The sequence below is a fragment of the Oxalobacteraceae bacterium OTU3CAMAD1 genome, from assembly GCA_024123915.1.
Classification (GTDB): domain Bacteria; phylum Pseudomonadota; class Gammaproteobacteria; order Burkholderiales; family Burkholderiaceae_D; genus Rugamonas.
In genome coordinates, this window is the sequence record CP099650.1 from 2281672 (window position 1) to 2307010 (window position 25339).

29 protein-coding genes are annotated in these 25339 nt (G+C 63.3%); 24 read left to right on the forward strand and 5 right to left on the reverse strand.

What is annotated here, in order from left to right; genetic code table 11:
- Positions 1-55: 55 nt before the first annotated feature.
- The 13 genes from NHH88_09770 to NHH88_09830 all read left to right on the forward strand — a co-directional run bounded on the left by NHH88_09770 (position 56) and on the right by NHH88_09830 (position 11369).
- Positions 56-208 (forward strand): hypothetical protein, encoded by a 153-nt coding sequence (locus NHH88_09770; GenBank protein USX16045.1) that lies wholly within the window; start codon positions 56-58, stop codon positions 206-208.
- Positions 205-1008, forward strand: a complete 804-nt coding sequence (gene truA / locus NHH88_09775; GenBank protein USX16046.1) for a tRNA pseudouridine(38-40) synthase TruA — start codon at positions 205-207, stop codon at positions 1006-1008. The genes NHH88_09770 and truA overlap by 4 nt, the downstream gene beginning before the upstream one ends.
- Before the next feature lie 14 nt (positions 1009-1022).
- Entirely contained in the window at positions 1023-1715 is a 693-nt protein-coding gene (locus tag NHH88_09780; protein USX16047.1) for a phosphoribosylanthranilate isomerase, read from the forward strand.
- Positions 1699-2946 carry a tryptophan synthase subunit beta gene (gene trpB / locus NHH88_09785; protein ID USX16048.1) on the forward strand — a complete coding sequence of 416 codons (1248 nt, stop codon included), beginning with the start codon at positions 1699-1701 and terminating at the stop codon, positions 2944-2946. Before NHH88_09780 ends, trpB begins: the two co-directional genes overlap by 17 nt.
- Positions 2947-3045: 99 nt before the next feature.
- Positions 3046-3843, forward strand: coding sequence for a tryptophan synthase subunit alpha (gene trpA, locus NHH88_09790; GenBank protein ID USX16049.1), 798 nt, complete (start codon positions 3046-3048; stop codon positions 3841-3843).
- Between the two features lie 101 nt (positions 3844-3944).
- A complete protein-coding gene (locus tag NHH88_09795) occupies positions 3945-4214 on the forward strand; it encodes a BrnT family toxin (protein USX16050.1) in 270 nt (89 codons plus the stop codon).
- Positions 4215-4221: 7 nt separating this feature from the next.
- On the forward strand, positions 4222-4485 hold the full coding sequence (locus tag NHH88_09800; GenBank protein USX16051.1) for a hypothetical protein: 264 nt from the start codon (positions 4222-4224) through the stop codon (positions 4483-4485).
- Between the two features lie 108 nt (positions 4486-4593).
- Positions 4594-5466, forward strand: a complete 873-nt coding sequence (gene accD, locus NHH88_09805) for an acetyl-CoA carboxylase, carboxyltransferase subunit beta (GenBank protein ID USX16052.1) — start codon at positions 4594-4596, stop codon at positions 5464-5466.
- Positions 5467-5555: 89 nt separating this feature from the next.
- Complete coding sequence (gene folC, locus NHH88_09810) at positions 5556-6845, forward strand: bifunctional tetrahydrofolate synthase/dihydrofolate synthase (GenBank protein USX16053.1); 1290 nt, start codon at positions 5556-5558, stop codon at positions 6843-6845.
- Between the two features lie 22 nt (positions 6846-6867).
- On the forward strand, positions 6868-7911 hold the full coding sequence (locus NHH88_09815; GenBank protein ID USX16054.1) for an SPOR domain-containing protein: 1044 nt from the start codon (positions 6868-6870) through the stop codon (positions 7909-7911).
- Positions 7912-7926: 15 nt separating this feature from the next.
- Positions 7927-8415, forward strand: a complete 489-nt coding sequence (locus NHH88_09820; GenBank protein ID USX16055.1) for a CvpA family protein — start codon at positions 7927-7929, stop codon at positions 8413-8415.
- Positions 8416-8475: 60 nt separating this feature from the next.
- On the forward strand, positions 8476-10002 hold the full coding sequence (gene purF / locus NHH88_09825; GenBank protein ID USX16056.1) for an amidophosphoribosyltransferase: 1527 nt from the start codon (positions 8476-8478) through the stop codon (positions 10000-10002).
- Between the two features lie 122 nt (positions 10003-10124).
- Positions 10125-11369: a cystathionine gamma-synthase family protein gene (locus NHH88_09830; protein ID USX16057.1), complete on the forward strand. Its 1245-nt coding sequence runs from the start codon at positions 10125-10127 to the stop codon at positions 11367-11369.
- 140 nt (positions 11370-11509) lie between these two features.
- Here NHH88_09830 and lexA read toward each other — a convergent pair whose 3' ends face one another.
- Together lexA and NHH88_09840 are read right to left on the reverse strand one after the other, a co-directional pair.
- Positions 11510-12148: a transcriptional repressor LexA gene (gene lexA / locus NHH88_09835; protein USX16058.1), complete on the reverse strand. Its 639-nt coding sequence runs from the start codon at positions 12146-12148 to the stop codon at positions 11510-11512.
- Between the two features lie 117 nt (positions 12149-12265).
- On the reverse strand, positions 12266-14971 hold the full coding sequence (locus tag NHH88_09840) for a DUF5695 domain-containing protein (protein ID USX16059.1): 2706 nt from the start codon (positions 14969-14971) through the stop codon (positions 12266-12268).
- Positions 14972-15131: 160 nt separating this feature from the next.
- Here NHH88_09840 and rpsF point away from each other — a divergent pair, with 160 nt between their 5' ends.
- The 7 genes from rpsF (at position 15132) to NHH88_09875 (ending at position 19961) form a co-directional block, all read left to right on the forward strand.
- Positions 15132-15524 carry a 30S ribosomal protein S6 gene (gene rpsF / locus NHH88_09845; GenBank protein ID USX16060.1) on the forward strand — a complete coding sequence of 131 codons (393 nt, stop codon included), beginning with the start codon at positions 15132-15134 and terminating at the stop codon, positions 15522-15524.
- A gap of 30 nt (positions 15525-15554) precedes the next feature.
- Positions 15555-15860, forward strand: a complete 306-nt coding sequence (priB, locus tag NHH88_09850) for a primosomal replication protein N (GenBank protein USX16061.1) — start codon at positions 15555-15557, stop codon at positions 15858-15860.
- Between the two features lie 15 nt (positions 15861-15875).
- Complete coding sequence (rpsR, locus tag NHH88_09855; protein USX16062.1) at positions 15876-16166, forward strand: 30S ribosomal protein S18; 291 nt, start codon at positions 15876-15878, stop codon at positions 16164-16166.
- Between the two features lie 28 nt (positions 16167-16194).
- On the forward strand, positions 16195-16647 hold the full coding sequence (rplI, locus tag NHH88_09860; protein USX16063.1) for a 50S ribosomal protein L9: 453 nt from the start codon (positions 16195-16197) through the stop codon (positions 16645-16647).
- Positions 16648-16800: 153 nt separating this feature from the next.
- Positions 16801-18186, forward strand: coding sequence for a replicative DNA helicase (locus NHH88_09865; GenBank protein ID USX16064.1), 1386 nt, complete (start codon positions 16801-16803; stop codon positions 18184-18186).
- 116 nt (positions 18187-18302) lie between these two features.
- A complete protein-coding gene (locus NHH88_09870) occupies positions 18303-18929 on the forward strand; it encodes a DUF47 domain-containing protein (GenBank protein USX16065.1) in 627 nt (208 codons plus the stop codon).
- 18 nt (positions 18930-18947) lie between these two features.
- Positions 18948-19961 carry an inorganic phosphate transporter gene (locus NHH88_09875; GenBank protein ID USX16066.1) on the forward strand — a complete coding sequence of 338 codons (1014 nt, stop codon included), beginning with the start codon at positions 18948-18950 and terminating at the stop codon, positions 19959-19961.
- Positions 19962-19988: 27 nt separating this feature from the next.
- Here the strand turns inward: NHH88_09875 and NHH88_09880 are convergent, their stop codons facing one another.
- Both NHH88_09880 and NHH88_09885 read right to left on the reverse strand, forming a co-directional pair.
- Positions 19989-20483: a hypothetical protein gene (locus NHH88_09880; GenBank protein USX17524.1), complete on the reverse strand. Its 495-nt coding sequence runs from the start codon at positions 20481-20483 to the stop codon at positions 19989-19991.
- The gene (locus NHH88_09885; GenBank protein ID USX16067.1) at positions 20480-20890 is read right to left on the reverse strand and encodes a hypothetical protein; all 411 of its coding nucleotides are present in this window, start codon (positions 20888-20890) and stop codon (positions 20480-20482) included. The genes NHH88_09880 and NHH88_09885 overlap by 4 nt, the downstream gene beginning before the upstream one ends.
- Positions 20891-20992: 102 nt before the next feature.
- Between NHH88_09885 and NHH88_09890 the strand changes: the two genes are divergently transcribed.
- Positions 20993-21382 (forward strand): hypothetical protein, encoded by a 390-nt coding sequence (locus NHH88_09890; GenBank protein USX16068.1) that lies wholly within the window; start codon positions 20993-20995, stop codon positions 21380-21382.
- A 102-nt stretch (positions 21383-21484) separates the two neighbouring features.
- On the opposite strand, the gene ycaO is transcribed toward NHH88_09890, so the two are convergent.
- On the reverse strand, positions 21485-23215 hold the full coding sequence (gene ycaO, locus NHH88_09895) for a 30S ribosomal protein S12 methylthiotransferase accessory factor YcaO (GenBank protein USX16069.1): 1731 nt from the start codon (positions 23213-23215) through the stop codon (positions 21485-21487).
- A gap of 148 nt (positions 23216-23363) precedes the next feature.
- Here ycaO and NHH88_09900 point away from each other — a divergent pair, with 148 nt between their 5' ends.
- The 3 genes from NHH88_09900 (at position 23364) to NHH88_09910 (ending at position 25323) form a co-directional block, all read left to right on the forward strand.
- Positions 23364-24230: a metallophosphoesterase gene (locus NHH88_09900; GenBank protein ID USX16070.1), complete on the forward strand. Its 867-nt coding sequence runs from the start codon at positions 23364-23366 to the stop codon at positions 24228-24230.
- 8 nt (positions 24231-24238) lie between these two features.
- Positions 24239-24715: a GNAT family N-acetyltransferase gene (locus tag NHH88_09905; GenBank protein USX16071.1), complete on the forward strand. Its 477-nt coding sequence runs from the start codon at positions 24239-24241 to the stop codon at positions 24713-24715.
- Between the two features lie 125 nt (positions 24716-24840).
- The gene (locus tag NHH88_09910; GenBank protein ID USX16072.1) at positions 24841-25323 is read left to right on the forward strand and encodes a hypothetical protein; all 483 of its coding nucleotides are present in this window, start codon (positions 24841-24843) and stop codon (positions 25321-25323) included.
- Positions 25324-25339 lie beyond the last annotated feature (16 nt).

Sequence of the window (25339 nt, forward strand, 5' to 3'; positions counted from 1 at the left end):
TAGGGCGGATTAGCGCAGCGTAATCGGCCATGGGTGAGCCGTCGGCGGCGCATGCATGGCCGATTACGGCGTTCCGCCTAATCCGCCCTACGTGATCATCGACGGCGCTGACGCCGGTTTGAACACCGGGGCGCGCGGCCGCACCGAATGCCGCGACCGCCCCTACGATATAATGCCAGCCTCAAACATCACCTCGGGCAGCAATTGAAACGGATAGCAATCGGCGTCCAGTACGACGGCACCGCCTGGCACGGCTACCAGAAACAGGAAGACGGCCACACGGTCCAGGACAAGCTGGAACAGGCGCTGGAAAAATTTGCCACGGTGCGCCTGGCCACCACCTGCGCCGGCCGCACCGACACCGGCGTGCACGCGCTCGAACAAGTGGTCCATTTCGACACCGACCTAACCCGCGACGCCCATTCCTGGGTGCGCGGCGTCAACGCCTTCCTGCCGCCGTCGATTGCCGTGCGCTGGGCCAAGGAACTGCCGGGCGACCCGACGGTTAACGACTTCTTCCACGCCCGTTTCAGCGCCCGCGCCCGCACCTACCACTACGTGCTGTACAACAATCCGACCCGCTCGCCGTTGCTGGAAGGCCGTGCCGGCTTCTGCTTCCGCCCGCTCGACGTCGAACTGATGCAGCAAGCCGTCCAGCCGCTGATCGGCTGGCACGACTTCACCGCCTTCCGCGCCGCGCAATGCCAGGCGAAGTCGCCGGTCAAGCTGATGCACGACATCCAGATCAAGCGCGTCGGCGAGCTGGTGGTGTTCACCATCACCGCCAACGCCTTCCTGCACCACATGGTGCGCAACCTGGTCGGTTCGCTGGTCTACATCGGCACCGGACGCGAACAGCCGGAATGGCTGGGCCACCTACTGGAAACCAAGGACCGCCACGCCGCCGCGCCCACCTTCATGCCGGACGGCCTATATTTGGCTAAAATCGACTACGACCCGAAATGGGAACTGCCGCTGGAAACCACCAGCGCGCTTCCTTGGTTCTAAAAAGGAAACATTGCATGCCACGCACCCGTATCAAGATCTGCGGCCTGACCCGCGTGGAAGACGTGCAGGCCGTGGTGGCCGCCGGCGCCGACGCGATCGGTTTCGTGTTCTATCCCCAAAGCCCGCGCTACGTCACGCCCGAGCAGGCCGCCGCGCTGATCGCCGCCGTACCGCCGTTCATCACCTGCACCGGGCTGTTCGTCAACGCCCCTCCGGAGGAGGTTGCCGCCGTCGTCAAAGTGGCGCCGGTCTCGCTGATCCAGCTGCACGGCGACGAGACGGTGGAACAGTCGGCCGCTATCGCCGCCGCCTGCGGGCGACAGTTCATGCGGGTGTTTCGCGTCAAACCCGACACCTCGCCGTCCGATTTGCTAGAATACGAACAACTATGCCGCGCCGCCAGTCCCTTGTTCACCAGTTTGTTGCTGGATACATATGTGGACGCCTACGGTGGCGCAGGAAAGGGTTTTGATTGGTCTCTCATTCCAAAAGATCTCGCGCCTCGGGTCGTTTTAAGTGGTGGCTTGAGCGTACACAACGCGACTGACGCGGTGGTCGGTGTACGCCCCTACGCCGTCGACATCAGCAGTGGTGTCGAAGCGTCAAAGGGGATCAAGGACGCCCGCAAGATCGCCGCCTTCGTCGCGGCGGTGCGGGCCGGAGATGACATGATTGAAAGCGAAACCCACCATGAAAGCACTACCTGAGATCGGCGCAGCCGCGCCCCTGTTCCACGCCAAAGACTACGAACTGCCCAACGCCAGCGGCCACTTTGGCCCGTATGGGGGCTCCTTCGTCGCCGAAACCTTGACCTACGCGCTGGCCGAGCTGAACGAAGCCTACGAGCGCTACAGCAAGGACCAGGAATTCCTCGAAGAATTCCGCTATGAACTGAAGCACTTCGTCGGCCGTCCGTCGCCGATCTACCACGCCAAGCGTTGGTCCGAGCTGGCCGGCGGCGCGCAGATCTACTTCAAGCGTGAAGACCTGAACCACACCGGCGCCCACAAGATCAACAACGTCATTGGCCAGGCCTTGCTGGCCAAGCGCATGGGCAAGCCGCGCGTCATCGCCGAAACCGGCGCTGGACAGCACGGCGTCGCCACCGCCACCATCTGCGCCCGTTTCGGCCTCGAATGCGTGGTCTACATGGGCAGCGAGGACGTCAAGCGCCAGGCGCAGAACGTCTACCGCATGAAGCTGCTGGGCGCGACGGTCGTTCCGGTCGAGTCCGGCTCCAAAACGCTCAAGGACGCGCTCAACGAGGCGATGCGCGACTGGGTCACCAACATCGAGAACACCTTCTACATCATCGGCACCGTGGCCGGCCCGCATCCGTATCCGATGCTGGTGCGCGACTTCCAGTCGGTGATCGGCGAGGAATGCCTGGTGCAGATGCCGGAAATGACCGGCCGCCAGCCGGACTACGTGATGGCCTGCATCGGCGGCGGTTCCAACGCGATGGGCATTTTCTATCCCTACATCGACCAGAAGCAGGTGCGCCTGATCGGCGTCGAGGCGGCGGGCGAGGGGCTGGACGGCGTCAAGCACGCGGCGTCGCTGACCAAGGGCTATCCGGGCGTGTTGCACGGCAACCGCACATACCTGCTGCAGGACGAGAACGGCCAGATCATCGAAACGCATTCGGTCTCGGCGGGCCTGGATTATCCGGGCGTGGGACCGGAGCACGCGTACCTGAAGGATATCGGCCGCGCCGAGTACGTCTCCATCACCGACGACGAGGCGCTCAAGGCCTTCCACGATTGCTGCCATATCGAGGGCATCATCCCGGCGCTGGAGTCGTCGCACGCGCTGGCGTACGCGGTGAAGCTGGCGGCGACCTTGCCGAAAGATCAGATCATTCTGGCCAACCTGTCGGGCCGTGGCGACAAGGACATGCACACCGTGGCGGAGCGGATGGGACTCAACTTCAGCTGAGCCGCCAACCCGCAACCCGTGGCCCGGGGTCGTACCCGCAGGGTACGACCCCTGTTTGGCAGTGCGGGTTTCAACTCCACATTGAGAATAGAGAAAACCATGTCCAGAATCGCACCAACCTTTGCCGCCCTGAAGGCGGCCAATAAAACCGCGCTCGTCACCTTCATCACCGCCGGCGATCCCGGCCCCGAGCAGACCGTTCCACTGATGCACGCGCTGGTCGCGGGCGGCGCCGACATCCTTGAACTCGGCGTGCCGTTCTCCGATCCGATGGCCGAAGGCCCGGTCATCCAGCGCGCCTGCGAGCGTGCGCTGGCGTTCGGCGTCGGCATCCGCGACGTGTTCGAGTACGTCGCCGAATTCCGCAAGACCAACCAGACCACGCCGGTGGTGCTGATGGGCTATGCGAATCCGATCGAGCGCATCGGCGCGGCCGCCTTCATCGCCAAATCGAAGGAAGTGGGCGCCGACGGCGCCATCGTGGTCGATTACCCGCCGGAGGAGTGCGAAGAATTCGCCGCCGCGATGCGCGCGGCCGAGCTCGATCTGATCTTCCTGCTGGCGCCGACCTCGACCGAAGAACGCATCCAGCAGGTGGCCAAGGTCGGTGGCGGCTTCAGCTATTACGTTTCGCTCAAGGGGGTCACCGGTGCCGGCAATATCGACACGGTGCAGGTGGCCGAGCGCCTGAAGGAAATCCGCAAGCACGTGAGCTTGCCGATCGGCGTGGGCTTCGGCATCCGCGACGGCGCCACCGCGCGCGCCGTGGCCGAGGTGGCCGACGCGGTCGTCATCGGCAGCCGCATCGTGCAGGAGATCGAAAAGCACGGCAAGGAAGGTTCCGTCGCCGCCGTGCAAGCCTTCGTGAGCGACATCCGCAGCGCCCTCGACGCCTGATCAGGCGACCGTTACACCCTCCGGCCGCTTGGCCATCATCAAATTACGACCGCTCACCTTGATACATAGTTAAGTACTGACTATGTTGAAGGGGAGCGGTCGTGCGCTTTGAATGGGATGAGCAGAAGGCCAAATCCAACCTTCGTAAACATGGCGTCACTTTTGACGAGGCCACGACTGTTTTTTACGACTTTGCAATGAAACTGCGACTGGACCTCGCACATTCGGACGACGAACCCAGATACCTCGCGCTAGGAATAAGTTACCGTGGACGGCTGTTGCTGGTAAGTCATTGTTATCGAGGCGCTGATGTCGTACGCCTCATATCAGCTCGTAAGGCGAACAAAGCTGAACTGAAAATTTATCAATGAGGAAACTATGTGTAACGACGAGTTGGATCTATCAAAAAGTGTTCCTGTCGCCAACCATATCGCCAGGCAGATCGGACGCGAGCTGACTATCGGTTTGTCTAACGATGCCATCAATTATTTCAAGCAAATTGGAGATGAGGTTGGACTGCCGCCTGAACGTGTAATCGAAACATATCTGCGTCATATCGCTCGCGCGAAGTACAAAGTGACGATAGAGATGCCTGCGACCGACGATGAAACCGAGACGATGGCAGTAGGGGATTCCCTCTAAATCCCCGCGAATTCCATGACGAAAGCTAAAAATTATTGTATTGCAATGTTCGACAGGCGTACAAGAAACGGCTACACTTCGGCCACAAGTTAGCTGCAAGGAGAATTTATGAGTTGGTTGGAAAAACTGCTGCCCCCAAGAATCCAGCGTTCCGACGTTGCCGCCCGCAAGACGATGCCAGAGGGCCTGTGGGTCAAATGCCCATCGTGCGAAGCCGTCCTGTACCGCACCGATCTGGAATCGAACCTGCATGTTTGCCCTAAATGCGACCACCACATGCGCATCCGCGCCCGCGAACGCCTCGACAGCCTGTTCGACGCCGGCGGACGTTATGAAATCGGCATGGACACGCTGCCGGTCGATACGCTGAAGTTCAAAGATAGCAAGAAATACCCCGACCGCCTCAAGCAGGCCATGGAAGCCACCGGCGAGACCGACGCCATGATCGTCATGGGCGGCGCCATCATGAGCATGCCCGTCGTCGTGGCCTGCTTCGAATTCGAATTCATGGGCGGCTCGATGGGCTCCGTGGTCGGCGAGCGCTTCGTGCGCGGCGCGCAAGTGGCGCTGGAACAGAAAGTGCCGTTCATCTGCATCACCGCCACCGGCGGCGCCCGTATGCAAGAGGGCCTGCTGTCGCTGATGCAAATGGCGAAAACCACCGCCATGCTGACCAAGCTGTCCGAGAAGAAGCTGCCGTTCATCAGCGTGCTGACCGATCCGACCATGGGCGGCGTGTCCGCCTCGTTCGCCTTCATGGGCGACGTCGTCATCGCCGAGCCGAAGGCGCTGATCGGCTTCGCCGGCCCGCGCGTGATCGAAAACACCGTGCGCGAGAAGCTGCCGGAAGGTTTCCAGCGCTCCGAGTTCCTGGTCACCAAGGGCGCCGTCGACATGATCGTCGACCGCCGCAAGATGCGCGAAGAAATCGCCCGCCTGATGGCCTTGCTGCAAAACCAGCCGGCCGAAGTTATCGCTTAAGAAATATTGCCAGCTTCAATGCCCGGCAGAGCGGCGCGCAATCGGATATCATCCGGCCTGCGCGCCGTTGCCATTTTCAGAGTCACATCATGTCGAACCTCCCAACCACTTTGCCCGCCTGGCTTGCGCTGATCGAATCGCGCCATGCCGAAACCGTCATCAACATGGGCCTGGACCGCGTCCTCGCCGTCAAGGAACGCTTGCAGCTGAGCTTTAGCTGCCCCGTCATCATGGTGGCCGGCACCAACGGCAAGGGCTCGACCTGCGCCATGCTCGAATCGGTGCTGCTGCGCGCCGGCTACAAGGTCGGCCTGTACATCAAGCCGCACTTCCTCGACTTCAACGAGCGCGCGCGGATCAACGGCGACCTGGCCAGCGACGAGGTGCTGGTCGACGCCTTCAACGCCGTCGAGGCGGCGCGCGGCGACACCCCGCTGACCTACTTCGAATTCACCACGCTGGCCATCATGAAGCTGCTGGCCGGCGCGGGCATGGATGTCGTCATCCTCGAGGTTGGCCTTGGCGGGCGCCTTGACGCCGTCAACATCGTCGACGCCGACGTCGCCATCGTCACCAGCGTCGATATCGACCACACCGACTACCTGGGCGACACGCGCGAGAAGATCGGCTTCGAGAAGGCCGGCATTTTCCGCGCCGGCAAGACGGCGATCTGCTCCGATCCGGTGCCGCCGCAGTCGCTGATCGACCACGCCGAGGCCATCGGCGCCGACCTGTGGCTGATGGGCCGCGATTTTAATTACTCCGGTGACAAGCAGCAGTGGAACTACGGCGGCCGCTCGCAACGCCGCAATTCGCTGGCCTATCCGAGCCTGCGCGGCGCCAACCAGATCCTCAACGCCAGCGCCGTGCTGGCCGCGCTGGAGGCGCTCAAGCTGGAGTTGCCGGTGGGCGCGCAGGAAGTGCGCACCGGCCTGGTCACGGTGGAGCTGCCGGGCCGCTTCCAGGTCCTGCCGGGCCGCCCGACGGTGATCCTGGACGTCGCCCACAATCCGCACGCGGCTTCGGCGCTGAACCAGAACCTGGGCAATATGGGCTTCCACCCGTACACGTACGCCGTGTTCGGCTCCATGCACGACAAGGATATCGACGGCGTCATCGCCGCCATGTCCGAGCATGTGGACCACTGGTGCCTGGCGAATCTGCCGTCGCCGCGCGCGGCCAGCGCCTCGGAACTGGCGGCGAAGGTGCAAATTGTGCAAGCTGAAAAGTCTGAACGCACCATCAATATCTTCGACGATCCGGCCGCCGCCTTTGCAAATGCGATGAGCCGGGCCGGGGAGAATGATAGAATTGTGGTCTTTGGATCTTTCCTCACGGTCGCAGGCGTCATGGCGGCGAGAAAATCCTCACTCCATTGAACGCACAGGACTGAAATCACGCATGGGCTTGTTCTCGAAATTCGGTAAAAACAAGCAAGAGACCGCCGGTCAGGACAGCGGCTATTACACCAGCGCGGATGATCAGGCCGCCGCCGAACGCGCGCGCTCCAAGCGCGCCTCGTCGGCCGACGGTCCGGCCAAGTCGCGCCGCGCCAAGGACCGCGAGGCGGACGATCCGGTGTTGCCGGAAAAGAAACGCGCGCGCCGCCGCCTGGTCGGCGCCATCGCGCTGGCGCTGGCCGTCGCCGTCGGCTTGCCGATGGTGCTCGATTCGGAGCCCCGTCCGCTGGCATCCGACATAGAAATCAAGATTCCGGCCAAGGATAAGCCGTCCGCCGCCGTCCGCGCGCCCGCCGCCGCCGTCCCCGCCAGCGCCGCCCTCGATAGCAAGGAAGAAATCGTCGATGACGTCAAGCCGGGCAAACCCGCTGTCGCGGCCGCGCCGTCCGCCGAGGAGGTCATCAAGGCCGACAACGCCCGGCAGGAAGCCGAAGCCCAGGCCGATCTGAAGGCAGAAGCCAAGGCCAAGGCGGAAGCCAAGGCCGAGGCGCTGGCCAAAGCCAAGGCCGAGCATGAGTCCAAAGCCCGGGCCGAGACTGAGGCCAAAGCCAAGCTGGATGCCGAGCGCAAGCGCGAAGGCGAACGCAAACTGGCCGAGGCCAAGGCCGAAGCAAAAGCCAAGGCCGATGCCGAGCGCAAACTGGCCGACGCGAAGGCGGCGGCCAAGCCGGCGTCCGACAAGACATCCGAAGACGCGCGCGCGCTGGCCATCCTGGAAGGCAAGGGCGCCGCCAAGCCGGCCGCCGCCACAGCGGAGTCCGGCCAGAAATTCGTGCTGCAAGTGGCCGCGCTGAGCGACCAGGGCAAGGTGGACGAGCTGCGCAAAAAGCTGAAGGACGCAGGAATCAGCTCGTTCACGCAGAAAACACCTTCCGGCGAGATCACCCGCGTGCGCGTGGGGCCGTTCACGAACAAGGAAGAGGCGGAAAAGGTGCGCGCAAAGCTGAGCGGCATGGGCCTGAGCGGCCGCCTGGAAACGGTTTGATCCAGGCCGCCTGACGTGACGATTTTCGATTATCTGGTGATCTTCGTGATGGTCACGTCGGTCATCATCAGCATGCTGCGCGGGCTGGTCAAGGAAGTGCTGTCGCTGGCCGGCTGGGTGGTTGCCTTCGTCGTGGCCAACGCCTACGCCGCCGCGCTGGCCGTGATGTTGCCGGCCGTGGTGCCGGGCGAGGTGTTGCGCCTGATCCTGGCCTTTATCGCCTTGTTCATCGGCGTGCGCATTTTGATGGGGCTGCTGTCGATGGCGCTGGGCGCCTTGCTCGACGCGGGCGGCCTCAGCCTGTTCGACCGCCTGCTCGGCGCCGTGTTCGGCGTCGGCCGTGGCCTTGTAATCGTGCTGACCGCCGTCATCTTGTGTGGGATGACGTCGCTCCCACAACAGGATTTCTGGAAGGAGGCGTTGCTCAGCCCGTATGCCGAGACCGGCGCCCGGCTCGTCAAGACCTTCCTTCCCGCTGCGATGGCGCAGCATGTGAACTTTTAATTGCATCACCGTTTTTAATCTGCGTCTTTAATCTGTATTACCCAGTCCAGGAGCACCATCATGTGTGGCATCGTCGGCGTCGTTTCCCATCAACCTGTCAATCAACTGCTGTATGACGCCTTGCTGCTGCTGCAGCACCGCGGCCAGGATGCAGCGGGTATCGCGACCAATCACAGCAGCATGTTCGCCATGCACAAGGCCAATGGCCTGGTGCGTGACGTCTTCCGCACGCGCAATATGCGCACCCTGCAAGGCAACTCGGGCATCGGCCACTGCCGCTATCCGACCGCCGGCTCGTCGAGCGAGGAAGAGGCGCAACCGTTCTACGTCAACGCCCCGTTCGGCATCACGCTGGCGCACAACGGCAACCTGACCAACTGGGAACAGCTCAAGCAAGAGATGTTCAAGAACGACCGCCGCCACATCAACACCGACTCCGATTCGGAAGTGCTGCTCAACGTGCTGGCCCATGAAATCCATATGGCCACCACCGGCATCTCGATCGACGCCGACACCATCTTCGACGCCGTCACCGTGCTGCACCGTCGTGTGAAGGGCGGTTACGCCGCCGTGGCGCAAATCGCCGGCGTTGGCCTGCTGGCCTTCCGCGATCCGTTCGGCATCCGTCCGCTGTGCCTGGGAATCAACGAAACCGAGCAGGGCGCCGAGTACCTGGTCGCCTCCGAATCGGTGGCGCTCGAAGGCATGGGCTTCCGCTTCCTGCGCGACATCGCGCCGGGCGAGTGCGTCTTCGTCGACGCCGACATGCAGCTGCACAGCCGCCAGTGCGCCGACAATCCGTCGCTCAACCCGTGCGTGTTCGAATTCGTCTACCTGGCCCGTCCGGACTCCGTCATCGACGGCGCCTCGGTCTACGCCACCCGCCTGAAAATGGGCGAGTACCTGGCCGAGAAGATCAAGCGCGAATTCAAGGACGGCGAGATCGACGTCGTCATGCCGATTCCGGATTCGTCGCGTCCGGCCGCGATCCAGCTGGCGCTGGCGCTCAACGTCGAATACCGCGAAGGCTTCATCAAGAACCGCTACATCGGCCGCACCTTCATCATGCCGGGCCAGGCTGCGCGCAAGAAGTCCGTGCGCCAGAAGCTGAACGCAATCGCCTCTGAATTCAAGGACAAGGTTGTGCTGCTGGTCGACGACTCGATCGTGCGCGGCACCACTAGCCGCGAGATCGTGCAGATGGCGCGCGAAGCGGGCGCGAAGAAAGTCATCTTCGCCTCGGCCGCGCCGCCGGTGATCTACCCGAACGTGTACGGCATCGACATGCCGACCCGCGACGAGCTGATCGCCTACGGCCGCACCACCGAGGAAGTGTGCCGCGAAATCACCGCCGACCACCTGGTGTACCAGGACATCGAGTCGTTGAAGCGTGCCATCTCCGATGTGAATCCGGAGTTGAAGAACTTCGAGGCGTCGTGCTTCGACGGCGTCTACGTCACCGGCGACGTGTCGAAAGAGTACCTCGACAAGCTGGAGTACGCGCGCCACCACCCGAAGGCCAAGACCACGCATGAGGACGCCGGCCGCTCGCAACTGAATCTGAATCTCGCGACCGCCGAAGGCTGATTGAGACGTCGACCCGCACCCCGGACGCCGGGGTCGGACCCTGCGGGTCCGACCCCTTTTGGCCGCCGTGCGGGTTAAAAGCCGGCGTCTGGCCGGCGCTGAATAATTCCGGGTCCCGTCCAATGAACGATAAGAAGAACTACGGTTTCACCACCACCATCCTGCACAACGACCGCCTGAAGGGCATCGAGCACGGCTCGCTGCACAAGCCGATCCACACCTCGGTCGCGTTTGGTTATGGCGACGCGCGCCAGCTGGCGTCGGTATTCCAGGGCAAGGAGCCGGGCTTCCGCTACGGCCGCCAGGGCAACCCGACCATCTCCGCGCTCGAGGACAAGGTCAACAAGATGGAGCAGGGCGTCGGCACCTTGTGCTTCGCCACCGGCATGGGCGCCATCGGCGCCGTGTTCCAGGCGCTGCTGCGCGCGGGCGACCACGTCGTTTCGTCGGCCTTCCTGTTCGGTAACACCAACAGCCTGTGGCAGACCACGATGGCGCAGGGTGTCGGCGTCTCCTTCGTCGACGCCACCGACGTCGCCAACGTCGAAGCCGCGATCACCGACCAGACCCGCATGGTATTTGTCGAAACCATCGCCAACCCGCGCACGCAGGTGGCGGACCTCAAGCGCATCGGCGAGCTGTGCAAGGCGCGCGGCATCCTCTACATCGTCGACAACACGATGACCACGCCGTATCTGTTCCGGCCGAAGTCGGTCGGCGCCGGGCTGGTGGTCAACGCGCTGACCAAATCGATCGGCGGCCACGGCAACGCGCTGGGCGGCAGCCTGACCGACACCGGCGAATACGACTGGACCAAGTTCCCGAATATCTACGAGAACTACAAGAAGGCCGCGCCGCTGCAATGGGGGCTGGCGCAGATCCGCGCCAAGGGGCTGCGCGACTTCGGCGCCTCGCTGGGGCCGGAGGCGGCGCACCACATCGCCGTCGGCGCCGAAACGCTGGCGCTGCGCATGGAGCGCACCAGTGCCAACGCGCTGGCGCTGGCCGAGATGCTGGAGGCGGACGAGCGCGTGGCCGCCGTGCACTATCCGGGCCTGGCATCGCATCCACAGCACGGCATCTCGAGCGAGCTGTTCCGCAAGCATGGCTCGTTGCTGAGCTTTGAATTGAAGGAGGGGATAGACTGCTTCGACTTCCTGAATCGCCTCAAGCTGGCGATCCCGGCATCGAACCTGGGCGACACGCGCACCTTGGTGATTCCGGTCGCGCACACGATCTTCTACGAGATGGGCGCCGAGCGCCGCGCCTCGATGGGCATCGCCGAATCGTTGATCCGCGTCTCGGTCGGCATCGAAGACACCGACGATCTGCTCGACGACTTCGCGTGCGCCCTGGAAGGTTGCTAAACCACAAAGACACGTAGGGCGGATTAGGCGGAACGCCGTAATCGGCCATGCATGCGTCAACGAGGCGCATACCTGGCCGATTACGCTGCGCTAATCCGCCCTACGTGTCTCCACGGTTCATCGAGGGTCCGAGGGCTGGCTTAGTGCCAGCTGCGCATCAGGCCGACGGCCAGGCCTTCCAGCGCGAACTCGTCCGCCTCCGGATCGACCTTGATGATCTTGAAGTCCGGGTTCTCCGGCAGCAGCTCGACCAGGGTGCCGGTCTTGCGGTAGCGCTTGACCGTGACGTCGTTGCCGATCCGCGCGACGACGATCTGGCCGTTCTTGGCGCTGTCGACTTTCTTCACCGCCAGCAGGTCGCCGTCCATGATGCCGGCGTCGCGCATCGATTCGCCGCGCACCTTGAGCAGGTAGTCCGGCTTGGACGAGAACATCGCCGGGTCCACGCTGTAGCTCGTCTCCAGGTTTTCCTGCGCCAAAATCGGCGAGCCGGCGGCCACGCGGCCGATCAGCGGCAGCGACATCATCAACGACACCGGCACCTTCGGCGTGGCCGGTTCGGCGTGCACGCCCAACAAACGGATGCCGCGCGACGTGCCGGCGGCGATCTCGATGGCGCCCTTGCGCGCCAGCGCCTGCAAATGCTCCTCGGCCGCGTTGGCGGATTTGAAGCCCAGTTCGTTGGCGATCTCGGCGCGCGTCGGCGGGAAGCCGGTGTTTTCGATGGCATCCTTGATCAGATTGAGAATTTGTTCCTGACGTGCGGTGAGCTTGATCATGAGTGCAGTTGGGCCTGTGTATATAGACAGTCTGTATTTTTGTACAGTATGGCCCGCAATGCAAGGAAATTTGTTGTGTTCAGCGAAATAAAATGAAAAAAGTTCGTTCAACCACCCTCATCGTGGCTTCAACAGCACGCGCGTGGTCGTCGCCGTCAGCGGAATCTGGTAGCCGCCACGCTCGGCGACCAGGCCCTGCGGCTTGAATTTGCCGCCCGGACTCTCGACCAGCAGCCGTCCCACCGGCGTCGCGGCGGTGGCGGCCGCCAGCTCCAAGGTAATGGCGCGGCTTTTCGGATCGTAGGTCGCGGTGTCGATCTTGCCCGCTTCCAAAGTGATCCACGCGCGCGCTGGCGCCACGAACAGGCGCGTGCGCGCGCTGTCCTTGGGCGTGATCTGGACTACGCCATTATTAGCCACTTTCATGTTGCCGCCGAAGCTGAGCCAGCCGAAGGTCGGGTCTTTGAGCACATAGGTGGCGGTCGCGTAGGCGTGGCCGTAGAAGCCCATGCCATAGTCGCCGCTGTAGGCGTCCCAGCGCATCATGTCGGGCCAGGCGTGGAAGGCGGCCGACGAGAAACCGTCGCGGTCGATGTTGGTGATGCCGCCCAGCAGGCCGCCGTAGGCCACGCGCAGCAGGTGCAGGTCTGACGGATTGGCGCGGTAGGCATCGAACAGCGGTACCGCGTTCAAGGTCGAGCCGTAGTGGTGGATCTGGCGCTCGATGCGCGCGGTCTTGCCGCCATACAGGAAGTCCCAGTAGCGGCGGGCGTTGCCGTTGTAGCCCCAGCTCGGCATCGCCGGGTCATAGCCCAGGATCACTTCGCGCGTGATGTCGGCCTGCTTGGTGTAGCCGAAGTGGCGCATCCACGCATAGACCTCGGCCTGGCCGGTCGAGTCCCACGCCATCTCGCTGCCGAACGGGTAGGCCAGGGTGCGCCAGTGGTCGGCGCGCCGCTTCATCATGCTTTCCATGTCGGCCGCCTCGGCCGTCATGCCCTCGCGCTTCAGGTCCTTCAGGATATCGAGGAAGACGTCGCCCTCCATCAGGCCGAACTGCGCGTACTCGGGCGCGTCGCGCACCATCGCCACCGTGGTCTGGTAGGCGCGCTGCAAGTACCAGCGCCAGTCGTGCGCGGCGACCAGGCCCACGTGGTTGCGCGCCAGCCGGTACAGCACCCAGTGGCCGATGGCCACGTGCGGATAGTTGTATGCACGGCCGAGGTCGTCCGCGTCCTTCTTCGGCCACGAGGCCCAGGTGCCCCAGTTGGCTTTCTGGTTGTAGTAGCTGGGGAAAGCTTTCGGGTCGTAATAGAACAGGCTCTTGCGCACGGCGCCGGCCTGCGGGCCGTCGGCCACCTGCAACTTGCCGACCACCGTTTCGTTGACCAGCCGTTCCAGCTTGGCCACCTCGGCCGCGTCCGGGTTGTCGAGCTGCTTGCTCATGGCCGCTACCCAGCTGCCGCCGCCGCCTTCGTCGCTCATGCCGGAGATCCACACGCGCGGGTCGTCGGTGACGATGCGCTTGGCGTCGCGGTCGTAGGTGAGGATGGCCGGCCCGCGCTTGAACGGGTCTTTCTTGTCGTCGAACCATTGCTGCGTGGTGGAGAACTTGCCGAGGTCGGCTACCGTTTGCTCCAGCGGCTTGGTGACGAAATAGCTGACCGTTTGCACGCTGCCGTCGGCGTAGGCGATCGACAGGCGCGCCGGCCCCCAGCCGTTGCCGCGCACCGTGTAGCGCGCCCAGCCTTTGGCGGTGGACTTGTCCGGCGTGACCGCCAGCGCGTTCTCGGGCGAGCTGGTGATGCCGACCACTTTCTGCGGGCTCTTGAGGAACAAGGTTGCCTCCAGATCGGTCGGCACCACGTAGCCCGGGATGCCGACGGCGACCGGCCGCTTTTGCGCGATCAGCGCGGCTTCGATGGCGCGGATCGACGGCGCCGTGGCGAAGCGCACGCCGATGTCGCGCCGCGCGCCTGCTTCCAGCATGATGCTGGTCGGCGTGTTCCACTGTTCGCCGGCATTCTTCCATTCGTTCTCGGCATAGGCCTTGCTGGCGACGGTCCAGTCGTAGAAGCCTTCCGAGGTTTGCGCGCGCGGGCTGCGGTCGGTCAGCGGACGCCACGCCTCCAGCGGCGTGCGCCCGTCCGGCGTGACGATCAGCGCCGGGCCCTGGCCGTTCAGGCGCGTCACCTGCACATAGCCGGCGTCGCGGCCTATATAAGGGTCGGCGAAACTGGCGCTGGCGTGGGCCTGCTCCAGCGTGCGGTCGGTGATAATGTTGTCGAACACCATGGGCATGCCGAGGCCGCCAATTTCCACGGGCGCGTTGGAGTTGTTAATCAGCGTGAACCGCAGCACCAGCGCGCCGCCCTCGTTGAGCCAGCGCCGTTCCACCGTCAGCGGCAGGTCCTTGCCCAGCGTGGCCGTGATGTCGGCCGCCGCCAGGACCTTGCCGCCAGCCGTCAGCGGTTTGATCGGCTGCCGCGCGGCGGACGACGAATATTCCTGCCAGGCCCCGGCGACACCGCTGCGCAGGCGCAGATTGAGGTCGCCGATGTGGGCGTAGCCGTCGTACTGGCGCTCGGCCTCCCTCGGGCCCGGTGTGAAGTCGAAACTCGGATCGGCGACCGGATCGAGCCGCGCCAAAGTCTGGGTGTCCGTGCGCAGGGCCAGCAGGAACTTTTTGGTGCTGTAGGCCTTGGTGGCGACGTCGGGATGGCTGGGTTTGGCGGCGGTGGCGGCGGGCGCCTCGGCGGCGAAGGGCGACGCCGCAATAAAGAAGGAAAACAGCAAAGGGGACAACGCACGGGTAGGTGGCATATCGGAATCCTGTTGGTTTTGCAAGATGTTAGCACTGTCGCGGGGCCGGGAAGGGGTAGATTTCCGCGCAAAAAGCTGATATAGTCGCGGGCTTACCTCTTCCCACACCTGTCTTGACGCCAGGGTGGGCTATATTTTCACAGTCCTTAAGGGAGTTTGCATGCGTCACTATGAAATAGTATTTATCGTCCATCCGGACCAGAGCGAGCAAGTGCCCGCCATGATCGAACGTTACAAAACCACCGTAACGACCCGCGGCGGCGCCGTGCACCGTGTTGAAGATTGGGGCCGTCGTCAGATGGCTTACTCGATCCAGAAACTGGCTAAAGCACACTACATCTGCCTGAACATCGAATGCGACAACGAGACCCTGGTCGAGCTGGAAACCGCCTTCAAATTCAATGATGCCGTGCTGCGTCACCTGACCGTCAAGATGAAGAAAGCGGAAACCGCTCCTTCGCCGATGATGAAGTCGGTACAACGTGAAGATGCAGCGAAATCGCATCGCACCGAAGCCCCAGCAGCCCCTGTTGCCGCCGCTCCTGCGGCCTAATTGTTGCAAAACCGAGCTGACACAGCTCCAGTGAATCAAAGCCAATTCATTGCCTTGATCGCCGAACGGGACGCCTTGCGCTATACCCCGGCCGGCATGCCGATCGTGAACGCTGTACTCCAGCACCGGTCGCAGCAGATGGAGGCGGGCATCGCCCGGTTGAGCGAGTTTGAGATTTCCGCGGTTGCCGCGGGCGAGATCTCGGGCCGCTTCAGCCAGGCGCCACTGGGCGGGGTGTACCAGTTCACCGGTTTTATCAACAAGAAGACACGCAACAGCAAAAGCCTGGTGTTTCACATCATTGATTTTAGTGCTGTCCCAGACAGCTCAATTTAGATACAGGAGCCTCAAATGGCATTCGGTAAAAAGTTCGACAAAAACAAGCTCAAGCTTAAAGAAAAGCGCAAGCAACAAAATCCACTGTTCAAGCGTAAGAAGTTCTGCCGCTTCACCGCAGCAAACGTTGAACAAGTCGATTACAAAGACGTTGATACCCTGAAGGACTTCGTCCAGGAAAACGGCAAGATCATGCCAGCACGTCTGACCGGCACCAAGGCGCACTACCAGCGTCAAGTTGACACCGCCATCAAACGCGCCCGCTACCTCGCGCTGCTGCCTTACACCGATCTGCACCACGCTTAATTGCGTAGTCTAATCCTGGAGAAAAACTATGCAAATCATTCTGTTAGAAAAAGTCGTCAACCTGGGCAACCTGGGTGAAGTCGTTAAAGTTAAAGACGGTTACGCACGTAACTTCCTGATTCCGCAAAAAATGGCCCGTCGCGCTACCGCGTCGGCTGTTGCTGAATTCGAAGTCAAGCGCGCCGAACTGGAAAAAGCTGCTGCCGCTAAACTGGCCGCCGCTCAAGCCCAAGGCGAGAAACTGAACGGCATGACCGTGAACGTTTCGCAAAAAGCTGGTGTCGACGGCCGTCTGTTCGGTTCGGTCACCAACTTCGACATCGCTGAAGCGCTGACCAAAGCTGGTTTCGCTGTAGAAAAAGCTGCTGTGCGCATGCCTACCGGTCCTCTGAAGACCGTTGGCGAGCACCCAGTGAGCGTTGCTCTGCACACCGACGTCGTGGTCGAAGTGACCGTTGCCGTCGTGGGCGAAGCAGCCTAAATTACTTGCGCGGGCAGCAATGCCCGTTGTGTTGCTAATAACGCTTGCGATATTGGTAATAGTTGAAAAAAGCCGGGCTTGCCCGGCTTTTTTCTCGCCAATTTTTTCGTAGTAACGCCTTGGCTGCCGCCCTAAGCGGGTATAATTCGCGCCATGAACACCCCCTCCGATCCGCAACTCGATTCACTCCGCGTCCCGCCGCATTCCATCGAAGCAGAACAGTCCGTCATTGGCGGCCTGCTGCGCGATAACCAGGCGTTCGACCGTATCGCGGACATGATGCATTCGGAGGACTTCTACCGCTATGACCACCGCATCATCTTCGAACAGATCGTCAAGATGATCAACGGCTCCAAGCCGGCCGACGTTATCACGGTGTTCGAAACCCTGACGCAGATGGGCAAGGCCGAGGACGTCGGCGGCCTGGCCTACCTGAACGCGATGGCGCAGAACACGCCGTCGGCGGCCAATATCCGCCGCTACGCCGAGATCGTGCGCGACCGTTCCATCCTGCGCCAGCTGATCACCGTGGCCGACGAGATTTCCGGCCAGGCGTTCACGCCCCAGGGCAAGGAAGTCAAGCAGATGCTCGACGAGGCCGAATCGAAGATCTTCGCCATCGCCGAACAGGGCGCCCGTGGCGCCGCCGGCTGGCTGCCGGTGCAGCCGCTGCTGACCCAGGTGGTCGAGCGCATCGATGAATTATATTCACGTGACAACCAGTCCGAGATCACCGGCGTGCCGACCGGCTGGATCGACCTCGACCGTATGACCTCGGGCCTGCAGCCGGGCGACATGGTGGTCGTCGCCGGCCGCCCGTCGATGGGCAAGACCGCGTTCTCGATGAACATCGCCGAGAACGTGGCCGTCGAGGAGGGCCTGCCGGTGGCCGTGTTCTCGATGGAGATGGGCGGCGTGCAGCTGGCCATGCGTATGCTCGGTTCCGTCGGCCAGCTCGACCAGCACCGCCTGCGTACCGGCAAGCTGAACGACGAGGATTGGCCGCGCCTGACGCACGCCATCCAGAAAATGAACGACGCCCAGGTCTACATCGACGAGACGCCGGCATTGAACCCGATCGAGATGCGCGCCCGCGCGCGGCGCCTGTCGCGCCAGTGCGGCAAGCTCGGCCTGATCGTGGTCGACTACCTGCAACTGATGACCGGCTCGACCCAGGGCGACAACCGCGCCTCCGAGATCTCGGAGATCTCGCGCTCGCTCAAGGGCCTGGCCAAGGAACTGCAGTGCCCGGTGATCGCGCTGTCGCAGCTGAACCGCTCGCTGGAGCAACGCCCCAACAAACGTCCCGTCATGTCCGACCTGCGCGAATCCGGCGCTATCGAGCAGGATGCGGACGTCATCATCTTCCTGTATCGCGACGAGGTCTACAACCCCGACTCGCCCGATAAGGGAACGGCCGAGATCATCATCGGTAAGCAGCGTAACGGCCCGATCGGCTCGGTGCGCCTGACCTGGATCGGCCAATACACCAAGTTCGGCAATTACGCCGGTAACCTGGCGCTGTACCAAGGCGACTAACACCGGCAACACCACTGGGTCCGCCACAGCAAACAGGGCGAACCCTTTCTGACGCCGCCGGCCCGTGCCGGAGGGCGGTCTGTAGCAGTAATCACGACTATGAAACGGAGAAAGACATGTTTGGACGCTTGATGCCCACCGAGGGCAAATTTTTTGACCTGTTCAATCAACACGCCGACCTGTGCGTCAAAGGTGCAAAAGAGATGCTGGGGTTGATGTCCAACTTCGACGACCTGGAAAACCGCGTGCACGCCATCGAGAGCATCGAGAAACAGGCCGACAAGATCACCTACGCCACCGTCGACCTGCTGCACAAGACCTTCATCACGCCGATCGACCGCGACGACATCCACAAGCTCATCACGCGCCAGGACGACATCCTCGACCTGCTCGAGGACGCCGCCCAGACCGTCTCGCTGTACGACCTGCACTCGGTCACGCCGGAAGCCAAGCGCCTGGCCGAGCTGGTGCTGGCCTGCACCGAGAAGGTCAAGGAAGCCGTCTCGCTGCTGCACAACATGGACAACTCGCGCCAGATCGTCGCCATCTGCGAAGAGATCGACCGCCTGGAGTCGGACGCCGACCACGTGATGCGCGCCGCCATGTCCAAGCTGTTCCGCGACGAACCGGACGTGCGCAACCTGATCAAGATGAAGGCCATCTATGAGATCCTGGAAACCGTCACCGACCGTTGCGAGGATGTGGCCAACATCATCGAAGGCATCATCGTCGAAAACGCATAATTACAAAAAGAACAGTCCATGAATACCATCCAAATGAGCATCTATGTGCTGGGCATCCTGATCGCCCTGGCCTTGGTGTTTGACTTCATGAACGGCTTCCATGACGCCGCCAACGCGATCGCCACCGTCGTCTCGACCGGTGTGCTGAAGCCGCAAACGGCGGTGGCCATGGCCGCGTTCTTCAATTTCGTCGCCATTTTCGTGTTCCACCAGCTCACGGTGGCCGCCACCGTCGGCAAGGGCACCATCGATCCCAATGTGGTGGACCAGTACGTGATCTTCGGCGCGCTGGTCGGCGCCATCGTCTGGAACGTCGTCACGTGGTATTACGGCATTCCATCGTCGTCGTCGCACGCGCTGATCGGCGGCCTGGTCGGCGCAGCGGTGGCCAAGAGCGGCACCGGCGCGCTGATCTCTGCCGGCCTGATCAAGACCGTGGCCTTCATCGTGCTGTCGCCGCTGCTCGGCTTCATCTTCGGTTCGCTGATGATGTTGCTCGTGTCGTGGGTGTTCGTGCGCTCGACGCCGCGCCGGGTCGACAAATGGTTCCGCCGCCTGCAACTGGTATCGGCCGCCTCGTACAGCCTCGGCCACGGCGGCAACGACGCGCAAAAGACCATCGGCATCATCTGGATGCTGCTGATCGCCGCCGGCTACTCGCAGGCCGGCGACGCCGAGCCGCCGCTGTGGGTCATCGTCTCGTGCTACACGGCGATCTCGTTCGGCACCCTGTTCGGCGGCTGGCGCATCGTCAAGACCATGGGCCAGAAGATCACCAAGCTCAAACCGGTGGGCGGCTTCTGCGCCGAGACCGGCGGCGCGATCACCCTGTTCACCGCGACGGCCCTCGGCGTGCCGGTGTCGACCACGCACACCATCACCGGCGCCATCGTCGGCGTGGGTTCGGCGCAGAAGATGTCGGCGGTGCGTTGGGGTGTGGCCGGCAACATCGTCTGGGCGTGGATCTTCACGATCCCGGCGTCGGCCTTCGTCGCCGCGATCGCCTGGTGGGTGGGGCAGCACATCATGTAACACGAAAGGGAGCCGAGGCTCCCTTTTTTATTGGGCGCGGGAGCGGGGCGGCTGCGCCGTCGTGGTCGACGATGCGTCGCCCGTGGCAGGACGGATGCGGAGCTCGTCGCCGACCCGTTGAATGTCGAGATCGATATCGGCGCGGCCGTAGGCGATTTCAGGCGGGATGAAGATCGCTTGGGAATTTCCGCTTCGGAAGGCCTTGGTGGTATGGCGGCGCAAGCGCCACAAGTTGGCGTCGCCACTTGGCATGGGCACTGGATAATGGGATTGAGGAGGCAGTCCGACTTTTTCGTAAGCCTGCCGCACGCGTTCTTGTTGTTCAGCTTCCGGCAAGTCCGGTGGTAATTCGACGGTGGCTTTTTTGCCGTCTTTCGACTTCAAGACAAAGGTGTAGTCATCCTCCGGTCTACGAGGGAAGAAACGACGAATGGCCAACGCGAGAGTGATGGCAATCGCCATGGAACCTAGCATCCAGGAGAAAATCAGGAGCAGCCCATCGATAACCGAATCCCAGTTCATTTCCTGCCTCCTCGCGCAAAATCCACAAGAACCGCGATGCCCCAAAGTATAGCGCCGATAAGAATAGCGGTCCGTCCGCCATCGACATTTGCGAAAAAAAGACCGCCATCCGTAAGGCTTAAATACAGGCTGATCGCCCAGGCGGAAAAGCCTAGCCAAACCGTTACGTTGATCCATTGCGCCCACTGATCTTCGCTGCGATCAAAGGATATGCGTTTGGAGCAACTCGCAGCGCGTTGATGCAATTCGCGTGCTCGCGTGAGCGGCAGTAACATGCCCAGCGACGCTGCGCCGACCGTCGGGCCAATAAAGGCGGCGGGGGCGGGATCGTTTAAGCTGCTGCGCATGAGAAATTCAAAAATAGCCATTATCCAAGGAAATACCCACGTGAGGATTCGGAGTTCCATGCTAGTTATGCCGGGGTCGAGGTTTCCAAATGTAGACCCTAATCCCGGGCTGTGAGTTGATCTGCATTGCGGTAAAATCAATAACTTCGTGATGGGCTAAGCATGCAAAAGATTGATTTCACAGCGCTGGCGCAATTGGCGCAGGCGTCCGCCGCAGTAGGCGTTCCGTGTAGCTGCAACCAGGCATCGCTGGCGGCTTGGCAGGCGTTGCCGATGACGTTGGAACTGGATCGGTTCGAGGACGTCGGCACGCTGATGGACGATCCGTATGACGAACCGACGTTCGTCGAATTCCATCCGAACGATACGCGCTACGAGAGCGAGGACGCACCGATCGCGCCGCGCTACTACCCGTACAACCGCTGCACGGTGTCGCGCTGCATGAATTGCGGACGCAACTATCTTCGCTACAACGAGGCCGGCGGCTATTTCACCGAGCTGCGCATCCGGGCCCTGCAGCCTGACTTCTTGGTGGACGCGGCGTTGTCGTAAATCACGTAGGGCGGATTAGGCGGGACGCCGTAATCGGTCATGCTTGAGCCGCCGGCGGCTCGTGCATGGCCGATTACGCTGCGCTAATCCGCCCTACGTGATTTAGATCGTGCTTGCGTCCGGCGCGAACAGCTTGTCGTAGGCCGCCAGCAAGCTTTGATGCATGGCGCTGCCTTCGAAGTTCGGGCCCAGCGTCTCCAGCCCGAAGAAGCGCTCGGAGCCATCGAGCAGGGCCTCGGCCATCGCCAAGGTCTCGGCGCCGTACAGCAGTTCCAGCGCGCGGCGGAAGTTCTCCGGCTCGTCCTGCCGGACGATGCTCTCGATGCAGCGGTACACCAGCCGGCGCGGCTTGACCAGGTCGCCGTAGTGGTGGATCCAGTTGCAGCCCTCGAGCACCGCTTCCTCGTCGCCCACCACCAGCGCCAGCATGGTTTTAAATTCGCCCACGCGCACCTGTTTCCACGGCGTGCCGTCCGCAGCGGCCAGGCCGAGGAATTGCCACAGCGGCCGCTCGTCGTCCAGGTTCGAGGTCTGCAGCTCGACCAGCAAGCTTGCGCACTCCTGCACGCTCAGGTCTTGCAGGCGCACCAGCAGCGGCCGCAGTGTGTTGCCGACGCTGTTGTTCTCCCATTCCAGGTCCTCGACCGGATAGACCTCCGAGAAGCCCGGCACCACGATGCGGCAGGTGTGGACGCCTTGCTCGTCGAAGTCGGCCACGTAGATATCCTTGCCCTCTGCGTGGAGCGCCTCGACCAGCCACCGGTAGTCCTCCTCCGTGGTGGCGCTGAAGTTCCAGTCGACGAAAGGATAGTCCGACGTGTCGCTCAGGAATTCCCATGCGACCACGCCGCGCCCATCGACCAGGTGGGCCTCCCGGTTGGCGAAGGAGTCGATCTCGCTGGCGTCGAAACTCGGTTCCGGATAGCCTTCGAGCGCGTCGAGCGAGCGGTCCTGCGGCAGCTTGGTCATCGCCCGCTCCAGCGCGATCGCCAGGCGCGGATGGGCGCCAAAGCTGGAGACCACGCCCTGGTCCCCCGGATGGATCAGCGTGACGTTCATGACGGGGTATTTGCCGCCCAGCGAGGCGTCCTTGACCAGCACGCCGACACCGGCCGCGCGCAGCCCGGCGACGCCGGCCTCGATGGCGGGGAAGCGGGCGATGACGTCGTCCGGCACCTCCGGCAGGCACATGCCCTCGGCGATGATCCGGTATTTGATTGCCCGTTCGAAGATCTCCGACAGCGCGTGCACGCGCGCCTCGTTGACGGTGTTGCCGGCGGCTATGCCATTGCTGGCGTACAGGTTGTCGATGATGTTGACCGGGATGTAGGCGGTGGCGCCGTCGCGCAGGCGCTGGTAGGGCAGGGCGCAGATGCCGCGCCCGGCGTTGCCGGAGTTGAGGTCGACCAGCACGCCGGCGCCGATGTCGCCCTGCGGATTGTATAAGGCGTGCAGTTCCGGATCGAGCAGCGCGGACGGCCACGAACCGTCGGCCGGCGGCGCGAACCATCTCTCGCCCGGATAATGGACGACGGGGGCGTCGGCGCGCCGCGCGCCCAGGTGGAAGCGGCTCCAGAAGTCATGGGTGCCCAGGCGCTCGGCGAACGCGCCGTAGGCGGCGGCCCGCGCGGCCAGCTCGGTCGCGCCCTTGCCGTTCGCGGTCAGCAGCGGGCAGTCGTCGTCCGTCAACCGGATCGACCAGATGCCGCCGGCCTCGTGCGTCGGCGGCGATTCGGTCAGCCGGAAGCCGCGCCTGGCCAGCGTGGCCTGCATGGTGGCGATGGTGGTTTCGAGGGCGGCGTCTTTGCCCGGGATGTGGGTTTCTGTAGTCATCGAGCGGTCTCGGAAGGAAGGGGCGGAGGGCGCGCAAACTCAAACCGCGCCGGCGAGGCTGAATGCTGGCTTCAAGCTTACCACCGCCGGGGCCGCGACGTCGCAAATGCGCTATCATGCCGCCTTTCGCAGATTCACTCAGGCATCAATGACATTACCTCCGGGCAAGGCCCCGCGCGGCGCGCGCCACTCCCGGTTCCGGCGCTACACCGAAACGGTCATGAACGCCGCGTTGCTGGGTGGACTGGTGGCGTCGCTGAGCTATCGCCTCGGCCTGCACGGGCGCCTGGGTGTGACGCGTTACAGCGTGGCGCTGGCGCCCGAGCGCCGCCTGCCGCGGCCCCTCAAGATCGCCTTCGCCTCCGATTTCCACGCCGGTCCGCCGACCCACGCCGGCCTCTTCGACGACCTGTTCGCCCGCCTCGATGCCGAGCGGCCCGACCTGCTGCTGCTGGGCGGCGACTACGTCCACGGCCCGGCGCGCTATGCGGAGGCGCTGTGCGCGGGACTGGCGGCCTGCCGGCCGCCGCTGGGCAAGCTGGCCGTATTCGGCAACCACGACCTGATCACCGACCACGACCTCATCGAGCGCTTGTTCGCGCGCGCCGGGGTGGAGATGCTGGTCAACCGCGCGCGCCCGCTGCCGGCGCCGTTCGACGGCGTGTCGGTGTGCGGCATGGACGATCCGTGGACCGGCGCGCCAGACGGCCACGCCACCTTCGCCGGCGCCGCCGCCACGCGGGTGCTGCTGATGCACGCGCCGGACGGCCTGCTGCGCCTGGACGGCCACCGCTTCGACGTCGGTTTCGCCGGCCACACGCACGGCGGGCAAATCGCCACCGGCGACGGCACGCCGCTGGTGATGCCGCGCGGGCCGCTTTCGCGTCCCTTTCATTATGGGCGTTTCCCGTTGCCCGGCAACGGCGAGCTGATCGTCAGTCGCGGCGTGGGTTGCAGCGGCATCCCGGTGCGCATCAACGCCGATCCGGAACTGGTGATTTGCACTGTGCAATAATCTATTGTATGAACAAGCCCATCCCCTCAATATCGCTCACGCCCGAAGATCCCGGCGCCGCCGACTGCGTGGCGTTGATGGCGGAGTTGTCGACGGTGCTCGAGGAGATCACCGGCAGCAGCGGCAAGGCCTCGTTCGACGCCGACGACGTGCGCGGCCCGATGGCGTGTTTTGTCGTCGCGCGCGACGCCGCAGGCGTGGCCCAGGGGTGCGGCGCCTTGCGGCCGCTGGAGCCCGGCGTGGCCGAGATCAAGCGCATGTACGCGCGCCGCCACAGCAGCGGCATCGGCAGTGCCGTGCTGACCTACCTGGAGCGCGAGGCGGCGGCGCTGGGCTATCAGGCGATCTGGCTCGAGACGCGGCTGGTGAACCGCCGCGCCGTCGATTTCTATTCGGCGCGCGGCTACGTGCGCATGCCCAACTACGGCAAATACATCGGCAATCCGCTGGCAGTTTGCTTCGAGAAACAACTGCCCGGAGCCTAGCATCGCCGACTTAGGCACGCCTTATATGTAAGCCTCGTCTTACAAGCGAAGGCTCCCGGCGCCGCTTCCGCGCGGGCGCGATCGGGTTCAGAATATGGCCTGTTTCATCAAAGGCTAGAAAAACCATGCGTATCATCGACCAGCGTTACCTCTCCAGCGACAACCGCTATTCCACCCAACCTTGCCTGCTCAGCATTCTGGAAGTCGACGACGCGTCGGCCACGCCGGCCGCGCTGGCGTCGCTCGACCAGCGCTTGCTGGCGATGCTGCCCGGCGTGCGCAGCCAGGCCGGCCTGGTCGGCATGCGCGGCGACGACGTGCCGCAGATCGTGCGGGTGGTGCAGCAGGTGGCGTTGGAATTGCGCCGTCTGGCGCTCAATGAAGTGACGGTCGGTTTCGTCGGCGTGGTGCCGCGCATGCAGGGCCGCTACCGGCTGGTGTTGCCTTACGCGGCCAAGAACGCCGCCGCGCCGGCGCTGCGCATCGCCACGCAAATGGTCAGCGCCTTGCGCGCCGGCCGCGCCTTCAACCTGCCGGCCGCCGTGGCCCGGCTGCGCGCGCTGGCCGACCGCCGTTTGACGGCCCGCCCGGCGGTGGCGGCGGCGTAATCCCCGTCCGGCGTAT

Excerpts from the sequence above, each read along its gene's own strand:
- trpA (USX16049.1), top strand. The coding sequence starts at position 3,046 with ATGTCCAGAATCGCACCAACCTTTGCCGCCCTGAAGGCGGCCAATAAA.
- NHH88_09885 (USX16067.1), bottom strand. The coding sequence starts at position 20,890 with ATGGAACTCCGAATCCTCACGTGGGTATTTCCTTGGATAATGGCTATT.
- NHH88_09880 (USX17524.1), bottom strand. The coding sequence starts at position 20,483 with ATGAACTGGGATTCGGTTATCGATGGGCTGCTCCTGATTTTCTCCTGG.
- rpsR (USX16062.1), top strand. The coding sequence starts at position 15,876 with ATGGCATTCGGTAAAAAGTTCGACAAAAACAAGCTCAAGCTTAAAGAA.
- rplI (USX16063.1), top strand. The coding sequence starts at position 16,195 with ATGCAAATCATTCTGTTAGAAAAAGTCGTCAACCTGGGCAACCTGGGT.
- NHH88_09865 (USX16064.1), top strand. The coding sequence starts at position 16,801 with ATGAACACCCCCTCCGATCCGCAACTCGATTCACTCCGCGTCCCGCCG.
- NHH88_09890 (USX16068.1), top strand. The coding sequence starts at position 20,993 with ATGCAAAAGATTGATTTCACAGCGCTGGCGCAATTGGCGCAGGCGTCC.
- rpsF (USX16060.1), top strand. The coding sequence starts at position 15,132 with ATGCGTCACTATGAAATAGTATTTATCGTCCATCCGGACCAGAGCGAG.
- NHH88_09815 (USX16054.1), top strand. The coding sequence starts at position 6,868 with ATGGGCTTGTTCTCGAAATTCGGTAAAAACAAGCAAGAGACCGCCGGT.
- NHH88_09870 (USX16065.1), top strand. The coding sequence starts at position 18,303 with ATGTTTGGACGCTTGATGCCCACCGAGGGCAAATTTTTTGACCTGTTC.
- accD (USX16052.1), top strand. The coding sequence starts at position 4,594 with ATGAGTTGGTTGGAAAAACTGCTGCCCCCAAGAATCCAGCGTTCCGAC.
- NHH88_09770 (USX16045.1), top strand. The coding sequence starts at position 56 with ATGGCCGATTACGGCGTTCCGCCTAATCCGCCCTACGTGATCATCGAC.
- ycaO (USX16069.1), bottom strand. The coding sequence starts at position 23,215 with ATGACTACAGAAACCCACATCCCGGGCAAAGACGCCGCCCTCGAAACC.
- NHH88_09905 (USX16071.1), top strand. The coding sequence starts at position 24,239 with ATGAACAAGCCCATCCCCTCAATATCGCTCACGCCCGAAGATCCCGGC.
- NHH88_09875 (USX16066.1), top strand. The coding sequence starts at position 18,948 with ATGAATACCATCCAAATGAGCATCTATGTGCTGGGCATCCTGATCGCC.
- purF (USX16056.1), top strand. The coding sequence starts at position 8,476 with ATGTGTGGCATCGTCGGCGTCGTTTCCCATCAACCTGTCAATCAACTG.
- trpB (USX16048.1), top strand. The coding sequence starts at position 1,699 with ATGAAAGCACTACCTGAGATCGGCGCAGCCGCGCCCCTGTTCCACGCC.
- folC (USX16053.1), top strand. The coding sequence starts at position 5,556 with ATGTCGAACCTCCCAACCACTTTGCCCGCCTGGCTTGCGCTGATCGAA.
- lexA (USX16058.1), bottom strand. The coding sequence starts at position 12,148 with ATGATCAAGCTCACCGCACGTCAGGAACAAATTCTCAATCTGATCAAG.
- NHH88_09800 (USX16051.1), top strand. The coding sequence starts at position 4,222 with ATGTGTAACGACGAGTTGGATCTATCAAAAAGTGTTCCTGTCGCCAAC.
- NHH88_09900 (USX16070.1), top strand. The coding sequence starts at position 23,364 with ATGACATTACCTCCGGGCAAGGCCCCGCGCGGCGCGCGCCACTCCCGG.
- NHH88_09910 (USX16072.1), top strand. The coding sequence starts at position 24,841 with ATGCGTATCATCGACCAGCGTTACCTCTCCAGCGACAACCGCTATTCC.
- NHH88_09830 (USX16057.1), top strand. The coding sequence starts at position 10,125 with ATGAACGATAAGAAGAACTACGGTTTCACCACCACCATCCTGCACAAC.
- NHH88_09840 (USX16059.1), bottom strand. The coding sequence starts at position 14,971 with ATGCCACCTACCCGTGCGTTGTCCCCTTTGCTGTTTTCCTTCTTTATT.
- NHH88_09780 (USX16047.1), top strand. The coding sequence starts at position 1,023 with ATGCCACGCACCCGTATCAAGATCTGCGGCCTGACCCGCGTGGAAGAC.